Source organism: Tenacibaculum dicentrarchi (assembly GCF_964036635.1).
Taxonomy (GTDB): Bacteria; Bacteroidota; Bacteroidia; order Flavobacteriales; family Flavobacteriaceae; genus Polaribacter; species Polaribacter dicentrarchi.
In genome coordinates, this window is sequence record NZ_OZ038524.1 from 2,751,938 (window position 1) to 2,768,675 (window position 16,738).

Genomic DNA, 16,738 nt, shown 5'->3' on the forward strand with positions numbered 1-16,738 from the left:
ATAAAAAAAAAGCCTGTTTTTTAGTTTAAATATTTTTATCTGACTATAAAAATCAATTTTAAAACAACTTATTTAACTATTTATATTGTAAAAAAAGCATAAAAAAACTCGCAACACACAAGGAAACGAGTTAAGTACTTAACACATGGGGGTGTTTTAAGAACAACAACACTACAAATATAACGTTGTTTTTAGCCTTAAAATGTAAGTATATGTTAACAAATCATATTGTTTGTGTTACTTATTTTTCAAGGCTATTTTATAATTTTATAGGATTAGATTTTATCAAACACTTATTGTTTTCCCACTTTCCTTTTAATGACTTTTTAGAGATAAGTGTATTATTACAGGTTAAAAAATTTCCGTTGGCATCTTTTTTGATAATTTTTAATTTACCTGCTTTAATAGCTTTAATCACTTTAGAAATCAATGCTTTCTTAGGCGTTATAACACCTTTTTTAGTAAGCGATAATCCAATATTATTGTTAAATAAATCCATTGTTGTTGCTATTTTATCAGGAATAACACCGTCTTCTAGTTTTCGTTTTTTATAGGTTTGATAATTTTCTCTTTCGTGTGCTTTTCCTAAGGAACGAGCGGCATTTTTTCCTATCTCTTGACGCAAACTCGCCATCCAAAAGGCATGACGAAAGGCATCAACTTGCCCACCTGCACCATCACCGTCTAATACTGGCGATTTTTTAATAGAATCGGCAACTCTATAAGCTTCTTTAGAAATTCGCTGTGCTTTTTTAGCTTTAAATGGATGAAAAATAATCCATATTTTTTTTGCAGAAGATAATTTTTTAAATTTTTTCCAGCTAGATTGTGAAAAAGAGAAACAGCTGGTAAATAGTAAAATAAGCACTACGTATTTTTTTATCATAAGATTTTATTTATTTTTAGTTTTCAAACAAAAAACAAGGGGCTTAAACCCCTTGTAATTCTTGTGCAATTTTCCTGTTCTTTCTTAAGCTTTATTTTTAGAATAATCTTTTAGATAAAAAATTATTTATTCATAATACTTTCAATTTCATCAGCATCAATAGGAATGTTACGCATTAAATTAAACGGCGCACCATTTTCTTGAATTACTACATCGTCTTCTAAACGAATACCAAAACCTTCTTCAGGAATATAAATTCCAGGCTCAACGGTAAACACCATATTTGCTTGCATTGGCTGATGTAATAATCCGTAATCGTGGGTATCTAAGCCCATGTGATGCGAAGTTCCGTGCATAAAATATTTTTTATATGCAGGCCAGTTTGGGTCTTCATTTTGAACATCCGCTTTGTCGATTAATTTTAAATCTAACAATTCTGAAGTCATTATTTTACCCACCTCTTTATGATAATCAGCCCAAATAGTTCCAGGGACTAATAATTTAGTAGCTTCATTTTTTACATGGTTTACCGCATTGTACACTGCTTTTTGACGTTCCGAAAAACGACCAGAAACAGGCACGGTTCTAGTCATATCGGAAGCATAATTGGCATATTGTGCGCCTACATCCATCAAAATTAAATCGCCCGCCTTACATTGCTGATTATTTTCAATATAATGCAATACATTGGCGTTATTTCCTGAAGCTACAATTGGCGTATAGGCAAATCTTTTAGAACGATTTCTGATAAATTCATGAATATATTCTGCTTCAATTTCATACTCCCAAACCCCAGGTTTGATAAAATCTAAGACACGTCTGAACCCTTTTTCGGTAATATCGCAGGCTTTTTGAATTAAAGCTAATTCAATAGGATTTTTTAAAGAACGTAAATGCTGTAAAATAGGGTTACTTTTAGCTACAGAATGTGCAGGATATTTTGCTAATAACCATTTTGTAAAACGAGCTTCACGAGTTTCTGTTTCTACCGATGCACGATAATGTTCGTTGGTATTTATGTACACATTTTCGGCAAGTGCCATTATTTCGGCAAGTACTTTTTCTAAATCTTGTAACCAATAAACACTTTTGATTCCACTAGTTGCGAATGCTTTTTCTTTGGTTAATTTTGCACCTTCCCAAACTGCAATATGTTCGTTTGTTTCACGTACGAATAATACTTCACGTAAGTGTTCTTTTGGGCAATTAGGAAATAAAAGTAAAACACTTTCTTCTTGGTCAACACCACTTAAAAAGAAAATATCACGATGTTGTTCAAAAGGAAGCATGCTGTCTGCACTTACAGGATATACATCGTTTGAATTAAAAACAGCAACACTATTTGGCTTCATTTTTGCCATAAAGTTTTTGCGATTTTCTATAAATAAGCTACTGTTTATTGGGTCGTATTTCATAATGCTAACAATTAAAATGTTCTTCAAAAATAATTAAAACTTAGGATTAAAGTTATTGTAGCCTGGTGTTTTTTTATGATTTTTAACTTTTTTTAACAAGCTGTAAGTTGTTTTGTTCTATCGCTTGAAAATAGTTGAAATTCCTAGCCCCGATTGAAGCTTTGTTTGAGCTCTTTTTTGTTTTTTTCAAACAAAAAAAGCGAGTGTGGAAAGCGGGAAATTGCTTCTAATAATTTTAATAAAAAGTATTGTAAGTGATATAAAATAGAAAACCTCCAAAATTTGACAATCAAACTTTGGAGGTTTTCGTATTTTATAAGAAGTTTAAAAAAATTATCTTCTTGTATTTCTTTTTGATGAGTTTCGAGAATTATTTCCAGAATTATTTTCAGAAGAACGATTTCTAGAAGAATTACTTCGTGAAGAGCCACTTCGTGAATTATTACTAGGACGTTGTCTTTTAGGTTTTGCACCAGTACCACCTCTATGACTTGCTCCTACGCCTTTTTTCTTGGCTGTTGAACTTTTCTTTTGTGTTGAAGCTCTTTTAGGCTGTGCCGTATCTTTGGGTTCATACCCAGGAATAACTTCAGTTTTTAGCTTTTGCTTTAATATTTTTTCTATTTCTTTTTGATACTCTGTTTCTTCGCTACAAACTAATGAAAGTGCTTCACCTTTTGCACCAGCTCTACCAGTTCTACCAATTCTGTGTACGTAATCTTCAGGTACATTTGGTAATTCGAAGTTAATAACGTGTGGTAATAAAGGAATATCAATTCCACGAGCCGCAATATCAGTAGCTACTAATACTCGGTTGGTATTATTTTTAAAATTTGCCAATGCTTTTGTACGAGCTCCTTGACTTTTATTTCCGTGGATTGCCGCGGCAGAAATTCCTGACTTTATTAACTTTTCAGTTAATTTATTAGCACCGTGTTTCGTTCTTGTAAAGATTAAAACCTGACTCCAATTACCATCTTTAATTAAGTTGATAACTACTTCGGTTTTTTTACCTTTATCAACAGTATATACTTTTTGAGCTACTTTTTCGGCAGTTGAATTTTCTGGCTCTGCTTCTACCGAAACAGGATTTCTTAAAATTCCTGAAGCTAATCGTTTAATTTCTGTTGAAAAAGTTGCAGAAAACATCAAGTTTTGACGTTTTTCAGGCATAAAACTGATAATTTTGTTAATATCTCTAACAAAACCCATGTCTAACATTCTATCAGCTTCATCTAAAATAAGTACATCTATTCTTTTAAAAGATACTGCTTTTTGGTCATGTAAATCTAATAATCTACCAGGGGTAGCTACTAATATATCGACTCCTTGACGTAATGTTTTTATTTGGCTAGCGGCTTTTACACCTCCAAAAACTACGGTAGACCTTATATCTAAGTACTTACTATATTCTCTTACATTATCATGAACTTGTGCAGCAAGTTCTCTTGTTGGTGTAAGTACTAATGCTCTTACGGGTCTGTATTTAGGGTGTTTAGAGTCAGCTAAACGTTGTAAAACAGGTAATGTAAAACCTGCAGTTTTTCCTGTTCCTGTTTGTGCTGAGGCTAATACATCTTTTCCTTCTAAAATAGGAGGTATTGCTTTTGCTTGAATTGGTGATGGGGTATCGTATCCTTTTTCTTCGATGGCTTTTAATAAAGCATCGGATAATCCTAAAGATTTAAATGTCATATATATTATTTCAGAAATACTCTAAAATAAGCACTTCTATGAAGATGCAAAGATACTGCTATTTATTTATAGGTGCATTTTTAATAATTTTAAGACTGTTTTTTGTTGTTTTTGATGAATTATTAGGCATTTCCGAAGTGAAATAACGCATCGCCCATATTTACAATCGGGAAATTATTTTTAGCAATAATATATCCATCGGCAGGAGCTTTTACAGCAAAATTTGTTTCTCCGTAGGTATCCATAATATGTCCTAAAATTTGTCCTTTTAGAATAAATGCTCCGTTTTTTACTGTTGGATTAAACAAACCTGCAACTTTAGCACGAATCCACATTCGTTTTTTATTGATGATAACGCTAGTGTTTTTAGGAATTACAATGTTTTTATCAATCATTTTAAAATGTTTTAACACTCGAAGTGTTCCGTTTATTCCTTGCTGAATTGCATCTTCATTTAAACGTAAAGATTCGCCTCCTTCATACACAATTACAGGAATATTATTTTTATAACATTGATTTCTAAATGATTTAGGAATTAATTTTGATGCAAATAATAAAGGAGCATTAAATATTTTAGCTAATTCAAAAGCATCTTCATCATTAGGCGTATATCTTATTTGCGGAAAATTACTTCTTTGCGCTCCACCAGTATGAAAATCAATAGCAAAATCAACATTTTTAGTTATTTCTTGCATTAAATAATATGCCATTCTACCAGCTAAAGAGCCTTTTTTACTTCCTGGAAAACTTCTATTAACATCTTTGCCATGCATATCTCTTGATAAACTTAAAAATCCAAAAACGTTTAATAAAGGTACTACAATAACGCAACCGCTATTAATTTTATAGTTTTTATCAATTAGCATTCTACGAACTAATTCAATACTATTTACTTCATCACCATGTAAACCACCTTGCAATAAAACGGTAGGTCCTTTTTGTGTTCCATTAAAAACATATACAGGAATTTCTATAAGTGTACCAGTTGGTAATCTATCTACAGGAATTTTAATAAGTTCAGATTTTCCGAGTCCAATTTTATGACCTCGAATTTCTACAACTCCGTTTTTAAAGTTTTGTGTAAACATTATCTTCTAAAAATTTAATAATTGCTTTGGCTGTATTATGTTTTGTGTAGTTTTCAATTCCTTGTAAACCAGGAGCTGTATTTACTTCAATTAATAAAGAGCCTCTTTTTGAGCGAATTAAATCAACTCCAGCAATAGGTAAGTTTAAATATTGTGTTGCTTTTATGGCAATTTGTTCTTCTTCTTCGGATAAATTAACTTTAAATCCGCTACCACCTTGATGGATATTTGAACGAAAATCATTTTCTGAACCTTTTCGTTTCATTGATGCCACTACTTTATTACCAATTACAAAAGCTCGAATATCTTCGCTATTACTTTCTTTTATAAATTCTTGTAATAAAATACTGGCGTTGGTACTGTACATAGTATCAATAATTGATTTAGCAGATTTATTACTTTCAGCTAAAATAACTCCAGAACCGTGTGTACCTTCTTGTAATTTTATAATGATAGGTCCACCACCTAATAAATTAATTTGTTCATCAATATTATCAGGATTTACAGCAAATATAGTATTAGGAATAGGAATATTATTTTGATTCATAATTTGTAAAGTACGAACCTTATTTTGAGCTTGTAAAATACCTAAAGAAGTTGCTGTTGTATACGTACCATTTAATTCAAATTCTTTCACCACCGCAGCTCCGTGACGTGTAGCAGAAGCACCAATTCTAGGAATAATTACATCAGGAATATCAATAATATTTTCTCCATTATATATTATTTCTGATTTACCATTTGCAAGTTTTATACTACATTTTAAATGATTAATAACACGCACATTATGTCCACGACGATTTGCTTCATTATATATTCTTTGAGTAGAATATATTTGCTCGCTTACAGAAAGAATAAAAATTGTCATAAATATTAATTGATGATTCAACTAAAACAAATTTACTATTTTTTTTGAGTGATAAATATCAATATTTTTAAGTAAAGTAAAAAACGTATTTTTGTAATTATAAATTCAATAAAATATATTTTGGGAATTATACGTGTAAACGACATTCGATTATTTACAAATCACGGATGTTTAGAAGAAGAAGCAAAAATTGGCTCAGAATATAGAGTTGATATTGAAGTAAAAGCAAATTTGCAAAAATCAGCAAAAACCGATAAATTAGTTGATACTGTTGATTATGTACATTTAAATCATATTGTAAAAGAAGAAATGGCAATTCGTTCGGAATTATTAGAACATGTTGCACAACGTATTTTAAATAGAGTTTTTAAAGAGATACAACTTGTTGATGAAGCTGAGGTTAGCGTTGCTAAAATTAATCCACCAATTGGAGGTAATGTAGCCGAAGTTGTTATTGTTTTAAAAGATGTACGTACTAATTAACAAATGATGTTGACATAATGTTAATAACATTTTTATAAAAATTTCTATAAAAAAATAGATATTTTGAAAAAAAAATGTAAATTTGCAGTCTTAAATATTAAAAAGGTGTCTTGGCCGAGTGGCTAGGCAATGGTTTGCAAAACCATGTACAGCGGTTCGAATCCGCTAGACACCTCTAAAACCTTATAAGTCTTTTGATTTATAAGGTTTTTTATTTCTTAATAATTACTTCATATAAAATTCTTGTTTCAAAAAAACAAAAAAAGTATTTTTACAGAAAAATTCCTCCCCAGATAAAAAACAATTAAATTTAAAATTTTATGAAAAAAATGCCTTTGCTGTGGATGGTTTTATTAACAATCTCACTAGCCTTTGTTTCTTGTAAATCAGAAGAAAAAAAAGAAGTAAAAGTAACTAGTCAAATTGCTGAAAAATCGGTAAAAAAAGAAAAAAGGAAAACGGCTAGTTTTAATTACAAACCAACCAAACCAATTAACGGAACTTTAAAAGGAGTTGTAGAATTAGGTGCCTCTGGTTTTAATTCATTTATTGTTGCTATTGATAAAAATAACAACTGGGAAATGAAAAGTAAAGAATTTGGTAATAGTTTAATTGCCGAAGGAATTACCAATACCCAAGAGGTTAATAAAAAATTAAAGAAATATATACAACGAATTATAGAGTTTGGTGTAAAGCCTAGTAACATACATTTTGTAGTAAGTTCAGGGGCTAATAAACAAGATATTACCAAACTAATAAAACAAGAACTTAAAAGAATAGGTTACGTTGTAAATGTGGTAACACCTGAGCAAGAAGGTCAATATGCCTTAGATGCTGTTATTCCTAAAAGGTTTGAAAAAACAGCTTATTTAGTAGATATAGGCTCGGGAAACACAAAAATATCGTATTTAGAAGCCAATAAAATAATAGGTAAAGAAACCTATGGTGCGAAGTATTTTCAGCAAGGAGTCGCTGATACAATTGTATATAAAGCAGTGCAGAAAATTGCAGAAAAAATTCCTTCTAACATAGCTTCTCAATGTTTTATAATAGGAGGTGTTCCGTATCAATTAGCAAAATCTTTACGTAAAGGAAATGAACGCTACACGGTTTTAAATAAAGACACTAATTTTTATCAAAAAGTAATTAAAAGAAGAGGTGAAAAAATAAAATCTGGTTTAAATATTTTTAAAGCCATAAATGATGTTACTAAAGTTCATTCCGTAATTTTTGACTGGGATGCAAATTTCACCATTGGTTTTTTATTAGCAACTAACGATAAAAAATAAGGTTTTTTTATAAAAAATAGCTAAAAGACACACTAATTAGTGCGTCTTTTTTGTTTTCATTAACAAAAAGTTTCGTTAAATTTCTGCATCTTTGTAGTTATGCAAATTTTCTCAATAGAAACTGGTAATTTCAAATTAGATGGCGGCGCTATGTTTGGCGTAGTTCCTAAAACTATTTGGCAAAAAACAAACCCTGCAGACGCTAATAACTTAATTTCGTTAAGTATGCGTTGTATGCTTATTAAAGATGGCGACAGGTTAACTTTAATTGATACTGGCGTTGGAAACAAACAATCCGATAAATTTTTCGGATACTATTACCTTTTTGGCGATTTTTCATTAGATACTTCCTTAGCAAAACACGGTTTTCACAGAGATGATATTACCGATGTTTTTTTAACACATTTACATTTTGACCATTGTGGCGGAGTAATTCAATGGAATAACGATAAAACAGGCTATATGCCCGCTTTTAAAAATGCCAAAGTATGGAGCAATAAAGAGCATTGGCAATGGGCAACCGTACCTAATGCACGTGAAAAAGCATCTTTTTTAAAAGAAAACATACAACCTATTCAACAAAATGGGCAGTTAAATTTTATTGACAAACAGCCTAAAAATTTTCAAAGCCAATTAGGTTTTGATGTTTTATTTATGGATGGTCATACCGAAAAACAAATGCTTCCTAAAATTCAATACCAAGGAAAAACAGTTGTTTTTATGGCCGATTTATTACCAACAGCAGGGCATATACCGTTGCCTTATGTAATGGGATACGATACAAGACCTTTGCTTAGTATAGAAGAAAAAAGAATATTTTTAAACGAAGCTGCCGATAATAATTATCACTTATTTTTAGAGCACGATGCCTATAATGAGCTAATTACGGTTAAACATACCGAAAAAGGAGTTCGTTTAAACAAGAGTTATAAATTTACAGATATATTTAATTAAGATAGAAATTATGAGAGTTTTAAGACCAATGTTTTATTCGGCAGTAGCAATTTCAATATTAACAGCCTGTTCATCGGTAAGTAAAGTTGCTGTACCTACAGGAAGTAATAATATTGTTAATATTTCAGCAAAAAAAGCAGCATTAACTGACTATGAAAAAGACAATTGGCTACATTTAGATTTAGCAACAGACAGTATTCCAGGAATGAGTGTAAACAAAGCGTACGATTTCTTAAAAGGAAAGAAAAATGTTACTGTTGTTGTTGGAGTTGTTGATTCTGGTACCGATTTAAAACATGAAGATTTAGCTTCTGTAGCTTGGGTAAACACCAACGAAATTGCAGGAAATGGAATCGATGATGATAAAAATGGTTATATTGATGATATTAACGGATGGAACTTTTTAGGTGAATCTTATAAAGAACACTTAGAGTACGAACGTATTTTAATGAATCCATCTTTAGTCGATGCAACTACTTTAGCTGAGGTAAAAAAACAACATGCCGAAAAAATAGCTGGTGCAAAAAAATCAAAAGTTCGTTCTGCTGAATTTGTAAAAATGTCCGTTGAATCAGAAAAAGCATTGACCAAATACTTTGGAAAATCAACCTATACAAAAAAAGAAATTGCAGCAATCAATTCTTCAGATGAAAGCTTAAACCGTGCAAAAGGTTTTGCGGAACGTATGTTAAGTTATTTTAGCGATTTAAAAGAAACTAAAGAATACTTTGAAAAAGGAATAAAAAATGCCGATAAAACCATTGCTGAAGATAATTTAAAAACTGATTACCGTAAAGTTGTGGGTGATAATCCTTACGATATTAACGATAAGCCTGGTTATGGTAATGCCAATACTGGGCATTCTGAAAAGAAAGAATCACACGGAACACACGTTACCGGTATTATTGGAGCAGTACGTAATAACAATATTGGAACCAATGGGGTTGCCGATAATGTAAAAATGATGGCTGTTCGTTCGGTATCAGACGGAGATGAGTATGATAAAGATGTTGCTTTAGGAATTCGTTACGCTGTTGATAACGGAGCAAAAGTTATTAACACTAGTTTTGGAAAAGATTTTTCTCCAAATAAAGAATGGGTTTACGATGCCTTAAAATACGCAGCTAAAAAAGATGTATTAATTGTAAATGCCGCAGGAAATTCAGGAAAAAATATCGATGTTGAAAAAACATTCCCAAATGATGCACCTGATTTAATTAACGAAATTTCTGATAATGTATTAACATTAGGAGCAATGAGTTCTAATTATAACAAAGAATTACCTGCAAGTTTTTCTAACTACGGTAAAAAGAATGTAGATGTTTTTGCTCCTGGAGTACAAATAAATTCAACATATCCTGATAATACTTATAAGAAAATTAGTGGAACTTCAATGGCATCGCCTGCTGCTGCTGGTGTTGCTGCATTAGTTCGTTCTTATTATCCTGAATTATCAGCTAGCCAAGTAAAACATATTTTAATGAACTCTGGAACTAAAATTGATTTATTAGTTACCAAACCAGGTTCTAAAACTAGCCAAAATCCTCAAGGAGATTTAGTTCCTTTTGCTGATTTATCAGTTTCTGGGCGTGTTGTAAACGCTTACAATGCTGTTAAAATGGCCGACAGAATGGTGAACGGAAGAAAGTAAAAAAATAATATAGAAGATAAAAAAGAGCATTGATTTTTAAAGTTTTGATGCTCTTTTTTTGTTATAAAAACAACCTATGCAGTTAGCGTTTAATAAAGAAACTCAACAAATAAGCATTAAAGATGACGTTCCTACACATTCATGGCTAATTATTTTATTAATGCTAGTGAACGTACTTAATATGAGTGTTCAATTATTTTATATTTCTTTTGATAAAAATGAAATACTCTTTATTTTTATGGCATTACTTGGCTTCGGATCGCTTGTTGCAGTGCTTTTTTATCTACTTAAAAAATCTTGGAAAAAAACGTATAAACTTACTGAAATTGAAGGATTAGAAATCAAAGAAAATTCAGGAATAGAACGTATTGCTTTAAAATTAAAAAATGGCAAAACAAGAAGTTTTTCAAAATTAAAAAATCAAAGTGAGTTAAAAAGCTTAAAAAAGACCCTAACAGCAATAGGTATTAAATCAATTTAATATGAAAAAAATAATCTTAGGACTTTCATTATTGTCGATGATATCTTGTGCCTCTACAAGTTCAACAACAAACAATGAAGTAAAAAAATCTATTAAAAATACCATCGCTAAAACAGCAAATACGCCTGTAAGTCAAAAATATTGGCAACAACATGTTGTTTATAATATGGATATTGATATGGATGTAAAAACCTTTCAATATAAAGGAATTCAGCAATTAGTGTACACTAATAATTCGCCCGATAAATTAAATAAGGTGTTTTATCATTTGTATTTTAATGCCTTTCAGCCAAATTCTCAAATGGATGTGCGTTCACAAAATATTAAAGATCCTGATAAAAGAGTCGGAAATAGAATTAGTAAACTATCGCCTACAGAAATTGGATACATCAAAGTAAACTCATTAAAACAAAATGGTGCAGCTGTAAAACATCAAACTGTTGGAACTATTTTAGAGGTTACTTTAAATAAAGAGATTTTACCTGGTGAAAGCGTAACTTTTGATATGATTTTTGATGCACAAGTACCTGCTCAAATACGTCGTTCAGGAAGAAATAGCGAAGAAGGTGTGGCATTGTCAATGGCGCAATGGTACCCTAAAATGGCTGAATATGATTTCGAAGGATGGCACACACCTCCGTATTTAGGACGTGAATTTCACGGTGTTTGGGGTGATTTTAATGTAACACTTCATATCGATAAAAATTATACGGTTGGAGGAACTGGATATCTTCAAAATCCGCAGGAAGTTGGGCATGGATATGAAAACAAAAAATCGGCTTTAAATATTCCATCAACTAAAAAATTAACTTGGAAATTTACTGCTCCAAATGTACACGATTTTACTTGGGCTGCCGATCCGAATTATACGCACGATATTTATACCATGAAAAATGGTATCGATTTGCATTTTTTATATAAAAATGATTTACCTAGTAATTTCAGAAAAAACTGGAAAAAATTACAGCCTAAAACAGCTGAATTAATGACGTATTTCAGCAAGCATATTGGGCAATATCCTTATAAACAATATTCAGTTATTCAAGGTGGTGACGGTGGAATGGAGTACGCAATGAGTACTTTAATTACAGGAAAACGTAAATGGGGAAGCTTATTTGGCGTTACAGCGCATGAATTAGCACATACTTGGTTTCAGTTTTTATTAGCATCTAATGAAACGAAACATTCTTGGATGGATGAAGGTTTTACAACTTATATTTCTAATAAAGCAGAAAATGTTATCTCTGGTAAAAATGATAAAAACCCACATACTGGTTCTTACAGATATTACAATTATGTAGTAAAAAATAAGTTAGAAGAATCGCTATCGACACATGCCGATCGTTTTCATACAAACATGGCATACGGAATGGGAAGTTATTCGAAAGGAAATATCTTTTTAACACATTTAGAATATATCATCGGAAAAGAAAATACGGCAAAGACTTTAAAGAAATATTTTACTGATTTTTCTTTTAAACACCCTGCACCAAACGATATTAAAAGAACGGCTGAAAAAGTTTCAGGAATTCATTTAGATTGGTTTTTAAACGAATGGACACAAACCACACATACGATTGATTATGGTGTAAAATCGGTAAAAGGAAAAGAAATTACCTTAGAAAGAATTGGTAAAATGCCAATGCCTATTGATGTTTTGGTTGTTTATACCGATGGATCAAAAGAATCTTTTAATATTCCTTTACGTATGATGCGTGGCGAAAAGCCAACAACAGCAACCGTTATTGAAGATTGGACTTTTGCACATCCAACCTATAGTTTTACTGCGTCTAAAATAGTAAAATCAGTAGAAATTAATCCTTCAAAATTAATGGCGGATATTAATTTAGATAATGATACTTTTAGCGTAAAATAACCGCATAAAAGTATTTTAAAATCAATAAAAACTAAAAACGACGCTGAAATAGCGTCGTTTTTTATTAAAAAATAATTACTCTCTTATTCTTTCTTTCTTTTTTCGGCTACCTCTTCTAATTCGTCATACCAGTTTTGCCCAAATTTTCTAACCAAGGCTTGTTTTACAAACTTATAAACAGGCACTTGTAATTCTTTTCCTAAAGAACAAGCATCATCACAAATATCCCATTTATCATAATTTACTGCCGAGAATTCACTGTATTGCTTAATTCGAACAGGATATAAATGACAAGAAACAGGTTTTTTCCAATCGACAATTCCTTGGTTATACGCTTCTTCAATAGCACATAAAGCAGTGTTTTTATCATCAAAAATAACATACGCACAATCTGCACCGTTGATTAAAGGCGTTTCTAATTCGCCAAAATCACCAGTAATCCAAGTGCCTTGCTTTTCAATAGCCTCAATACCTTCTTTACGTAAAAAAGGTTTGATTTGAGGATAAATATCCTCTAAAATTTTTGTTTCCTCTTTTTCTAATGGCGCACCAGCATCACCATCAATACAACAAGCACCTTTACAGGCAGAAATATTACAAACAAAGTCAGTATCTATAATACTTTCTGATACTAAAGTTTTTCCTAATTGGAACATAAAAATAGTTTAAGTTGGAAGTTAACAATAACTTCACATAAAATTTAGCTGCAAAAATACTAGATTGTAACATTACTTTATATAATTTTGCGCTTGAAAAACAAAATATTATGGATTTTAACTTCAAAGAAATTTTAACAGCCTTTATGGTACTGTTTGCTGTAATTGATATTATTGGAAATATTCCTATTATTATTGACTTACGTAAAAAAGTAGGGCATATACAATCAGAAAAAGCATCTGTTATTGCTGGTTTTATAATGATTTTATTTTTATTTGTTGGTAAACAGTTATTAAGCTTAATTGGTGTTGATGTACATTCTTTTGCTGTTGCAGGCGCATTTATTTTATTTTTTATCGCCTTAGAAATGATTTTAGGAATTACTTTATATAAAGATGATGATGACGAAGAAACCTTAACAGCTACTGTTTTTCCACTTGCCTTTCCATTAATTGCAGGACCAGGAAGTTTAACAACTCTTTTATCTTTACGTGCTGAATTTCATATATCAAACATAATTATTGCTGTTTTATTAAACGTATTAGTTATCTATGTTGTATTGAAAACATCTCCAAAAATTGAAAAATTTATAGGAAATAACGGAATTAAAATTATTAGAAAGGTTTTTGGAGTAATTTTATTAGCAATTGCTGTTCGATTATTTGCCGAAAACATTAAAGTATTATTAGCATAAATGATTTTTGACGTATTAATTATTGGAGGAGGTGTTTCGGGCATGCAATGTGCCTTGGTTTTAGGATCGGCACATAAAAAAGCTTATGCTAAAGATAAAAAAATAGGAATTTTATTACACCAAAAGACATCTCATTTACAAAATGCCCTATTTAACAATGTATTAGGATTGCCTGAAGGGAAATTAGGTAAAGATATTTTACTTGAAGGAAAAACACAATTAAAAGCACAATATCCTGACATAATTCAAATTGAAAACGAAAAGGTATTGGCTGTTTTAGATGATGAAAAAGGATATAAAATAGTTACAAATAAACAAGAATACCTCAGTAAAAAAGTGGTTATCGCTTTAAATTATTCAAAACCTTTTGAAATAGCAGGTTTAGAACAATATATAGAACGCCACAGTAGGGCAAATGTGATGAAAGATCGCATACAGCTTCGTAATTTTAATCATTTAATAAAACAAGGATTATATGTTTGTGGAACCTTAGCTGGTTGGCGCAGTCAGTTTGCAATTGCTGCTGGTAGTGGCGCTAGTGTAGCTACTGATATATTGACAGTTTGGAATAATCATACCCCCACAAAAGTACACGATAAAATTATTTAACAACAACCATTAACAACTATTAACATGATGATGAAAAGAGTATTATTATTAGGGTTTGCAACCTTATTCCTTATAAACTGTGGCGGAAACACAGACGATATTATAAAACCAGAACCAATACCAACTGAAACTGAAAAAATAGTAGCAAAAGACGATGCTTTTAAAGCTACTGAAAATACCGTTATTGAATTACCAAGTTTTTTATCGAATGATGAATATTCATCTAGAGGTAGTATTACTGTTACTTTTGATGCAAAAACTACAAACAACGGAAGCATAGAAAGAGAACGTGAACTTTATACCTATACTCCTGCTAAAAACTTTTCAGGAATAGATACTTTTACCTACACTATTTGCAGTAAAGATACCCCTGATATTTGTGAAACAGCAACTGTAAGCATTAGCGTTTCTGACAAAGGAACTCCTGAGGCTGTCGATGATATTTATAATACAGGAATTAATTCAGCGCTTATAATTAGTAGTTACCTTGATAACGATATGCTAATTGATGGTGCTAAAATTGAATCAATAAATACAGAGGCTTCAAATGCAACAGTCGTTTTAAATGCCGATGGAACAATTAGCTATACTCCTTTAGCTGACTTTTTAGGGAAAGACACCTTTACCTACACTATTTGTGATAACGATCCTACAAATTCATGTGCTACCGCAACAATTACGGTAAATGTTATAAAGGCAATTGCTTTTAATATTCCTGCGGAATTAGCAACTTATTATAGCGGTGTTTCTTTTGTAAACGATACCCAAAGTAATTATGAAGCACTGAAAGATTTATTAAAAAGATCGCATTCAAACATCTTAAAATATACCGACAGACATAAATATTTATACAATGCGGATGAAGATTTGAATAATACAGACAATGTAGTATTAATGTACACTGGTGAAAGTAGAGATAGAAGAGAATATACTTCTGGTTCTAATCCTCATCAAAAACAAACCTACAATACAGAGCATATATATCCACAATCAAAACTTGCTTCTGCAAATCATGCGGTATCAAGAACCGATTTACACCATTTAAGATCGTGTGATGATAAAGTAAATACAAGAAGATCAAACCTTCCATTTATTGACGGAAGTGGTGTTGCTAAAAAAGATAATAATGCTTGGTATCCTGGAGATCAGTGGAAAGGAGATGTTGCCAGAATGGTTTTTTACCTAAACGCTAGATATGGCGAAACTTTTGATAAAGTTGGTTCGAAAGAATTATTCTTAAAATGGAACAAAGAAGATCCTGTTTCTGATTTCGAAAAACAACGAAATAACACTATTGCAAAAGTTCAAGGAAATAGAAATCCTTTTATTGACAATCCATATTTAGTTACCCTAACTTGGGGTGGAGCTAGCGCTAGCAATACTTGGAAGTAATTAAAATAAAATACTATTGGTTCGTTTTTAAATGCGCCAATAGTGTTTTTTTATAGGTTCTTCCAATCGGTAAATTTTTAGAGTCGATAAAAAGATTGGTTCCTGTGAATTTTACCATTTTTTTGATATTTATAATATACGATTTATGAATCTGTATAAATTGAGTATCATTTAAAGTGTCTTTCCAATTTCTTAAAGAATCAATTATGGTTAATTTTTTATCCGTAGTAAAAAAAGTTACATAATTTCTGTCTGATTCTAAGTACAAAATATCATCAATATAAATTTTATGAATTGTTTTATCTACATTTAAAAACAGTGTTTCTTTCTTTTTTTCTTCGGATGAATTTAACTGTTTTTCAACTTTAGAAACTGCTTTTAAAAATCTATCAAAAGAAAAAGGTTTTACTAAATAATCTACAATAGTATCTAGCTCAAAACTTGATACAGCATAATCAGGATAAGCAGTTGTAATAATTATTTTTGGCGGATTTTTAATTGTTTTTATAAAATCTAATCCAGAAATATCGGGTAAATTAATATCTAAAAAAACAGTATTTACAGTATTATTTTTTAAAAACTCATTAGCCTTTATAGCAGTTTGAAAAGTAGCAATTAGTTCTAAATCAGGAATTTTACGAATATAACTTTTAATAATATATTGAGCAGGAAGTTCATCTTCAATAATAATACAATCCAT

Annotated in this window: 16 protein-coding genes and 1 tRNA gene; 10 read left to right on the plus strand and 7 right to left on the minus strand. The window is 30.9% G+C overall.

The window, feature by feature from the left end:
* Positions 1-259: 259 nt before the first annotated feature.
* The 5 genes from ABNT14_RS12095 to ABNT14_RS12115 form a co-directional block, all read right to left on the minus strand.
* Entirely contained in the window at positions 260-886 is a 627-nt protein-coding gene (locus tag ABNT14_RS12095) for a DUF6973 domain-containing protein (protein WP_232114043.1), read from the minus strand.
* Positions 887-1,008: 122 nt separating this feature from the next.
* The gene (locus ABNT14_RS12100; RefSeq protein ID WP_101902241.1) at positions 1,009-2,301 is read right to left on the minus strand and encodes an aminopeptidase P N-terminal domain-containing protein; all 1,293 of its coding nucleotides are present in this window, start codon (positions 2,299-2,301) and stop codon (positions 1,009-1,011) included.
* Positions 2,302-2,634: 333 nt separating this feature from the next.
* On the minus strand, positions 2,635-3,996 hold the full coding sequence (locus tag ABNT14_RS12105) for a DEAD/DEAH box helicase (protein ID WP_101902240.1): 1,362 nt from the start codon (positions 3,994-3,996) through the stop codon (positions 2,635-2,637).
* A 122-nt stretch (positions 3,997-4,118) separates the two neighbouring features.
* Positions 4,119-5,084, minus strand: a complete 966-nt coding sequence (locus tag ABNT14_RS12110; protein ID WP_101902239.1) for a succinylglutamate desuccinylase/aspartoacylase family protein — start codon at positions 5,082-5,084, stop codon at positions 4,119-4,121.
* Positions 5,065-5,952, minus strand: coding sequence for a RimK family alpha-L-glutamate ligase (locus ABNT14_RS12115; protein WP_101902238.1), 888 nt, complete (start codon positions 5,950-5,952; stop codon positions 5,065-5,067). Before ABNT14_RS12115 ends, ABNT14_RS12110 begins: the two co-directional genes overlap by 20 nt.
* 120 nt (positions 5,953-6,072) lie before the next feature.
* Here ABNT14_RS12115 and folB point away from each other — a divergent pair, with 120 nt between their 5' ends.
* From folB to ABNT14_RS12150, 7 genes are all read left to right on the plus strand, one after another.
* Positions 6,073-6,435, plus strand: coding sequence for a dihydroneopterin aldolase (gene folB, locus ABNT14_RS12120; RefSeq protein ID WP_101902237.1), 363 nt, complete (start codon positions 6,073-6,075; stop codon positions 6,433-6,435).
* A gap of 104 nt (positions 6,436-6,539) precedes the next feature.
* Positions 6,540-6,610 (plus strand) — tRNA-Cys (locus ABNT14_RS12125).
* A 145-nt stretch (positions 6,611-6,755) separates the two neighbouring features.
* Positions 6,756-7,724: a hypothetical protein gene (locus tag ABNT14_RS12130; RefSeq protein ID WP_145993565.1), complete on the plus strand. Its 969-nt coding sequence runs from the start codon at positions 6,756-6,758 to the stop codon at positions 7,722-7,724.
* Positions 7,725-7,823: 99 nt separating this feature from the next.
* Positions 7,824-8,678 (plus strand): MBL fold metallo-hydrolase, encoded by an 855-nt coding sequence (locus ABNT14_RS12135; protein WP_101902235.1) that lies wholly within the window; start codon positions 7,824-7,826, stop codon positions 8,676-8,678.
* 10 nt (positions 8,679-8,688) lie between these two features.
* Entirely contained in the window at positions 8,689-10,329 is a 1,641-nt protein-coding gene (locus ABNT14_RS12140) for a S8 family serine peptidase (protein ID WP_101902234.1), read from the plus strand.
* A gap of 76 nt (positions 10,330-10,405) precedes the next feature.
* A complete protein-coding gene (locus ABNT14_RS12145; RefSeq protein ID WP_101902233.1) occupies positions 10,406-10,810 on the plus strand; it encodes a hypothetical protein in 405 nt (134 codons plus the stop codon).
* A 1-nt stretch (position 10,811) separates the two neighbouring features.
* Positions 10,812-12,686 (plus strand): M1 family metallopeptidase, encoded by a 1,875-nt coding sequence (locus ABNT14_RS12150; protein ID WP_101902232.1) that lies wholly within the window; start codon positions 10,812-10,814, stop codon positions 12,684-12,686.
* Between the two features lie 83 nt (positions 12,687-12,769).
* On the opposite strand, the gene ABNT14_RS12155 is transcribed toward ABNT14_RS12150, so the two are convergent.
* Complete coding sequence (locus ABNT14_RS12155; RefSeq protein ID WP_101902231.1) at positions 12,770-13,342, minus strand: DUF3109 family protein; 573 nt, start codon at positions 13,340-13,342, stop codon at positions 12,770-12,772.
* A gap of 110 nt (positions 13,343-13,452) precedes the next feature.
* Between ABNT14_RS12155 and ABNT14_RS12160 the strand changes: the two genes are divergently transcribed.
* From ABNT14_RS12160 to ABNT14_RS12170, 3 genes are read left to right on the plus strand one after another with little or no spacing between them, the layout of a single operon-like run.
* On the plus strand, positions 13,453-14,037 hold the full coding sequence (locus ABNT14_RS12160; protein ID WP_058886163.1) for a MarC family protein: 585 nt from the start codon (positions 13,453-13,455) through the stop codon (positions 14,035-14,037).
* Positions 14,038-14,646, plus strand: coding sequence for an FAD-dependent oxidoreductase (locus tag ABNT14_RS12165; protein WP_101902230.1), 609 nt, complete (start codon positions 14,038-14,040; stop codon positions 14,644-14,646).
* A gap of 30 nt (positions 14,647-14,676) precedes the next feature.
* Positions 14,677-16,038, plus strand: coding sequence for an endonuclease (locus tag ABNT14_RS12170; protein WP_159459522.1), 1,362 nt, complete (start codon positions 14,677-14,679; stop codon positions 16,036-16,038).
* A gap of 13 nt (positions 16,039-16,051) precedes the next feature.
* Here ABNT14_RS12170 and ABNT14_RS12175 read toward each other — a convergent pair whose 3' ends face one another.
* The gene (locus tag ABNT14_RS12175; protein ID WP_101902229.1) at positions 16,052-16,738 is read right to left on the minus strand and encodes a LytR/AlgR family response regulator transcription factor; all 687 of its coding nucleotides are present in this window, start codon (positions 16,736-16,738) and stop codon (positions 16,052-16,054) included.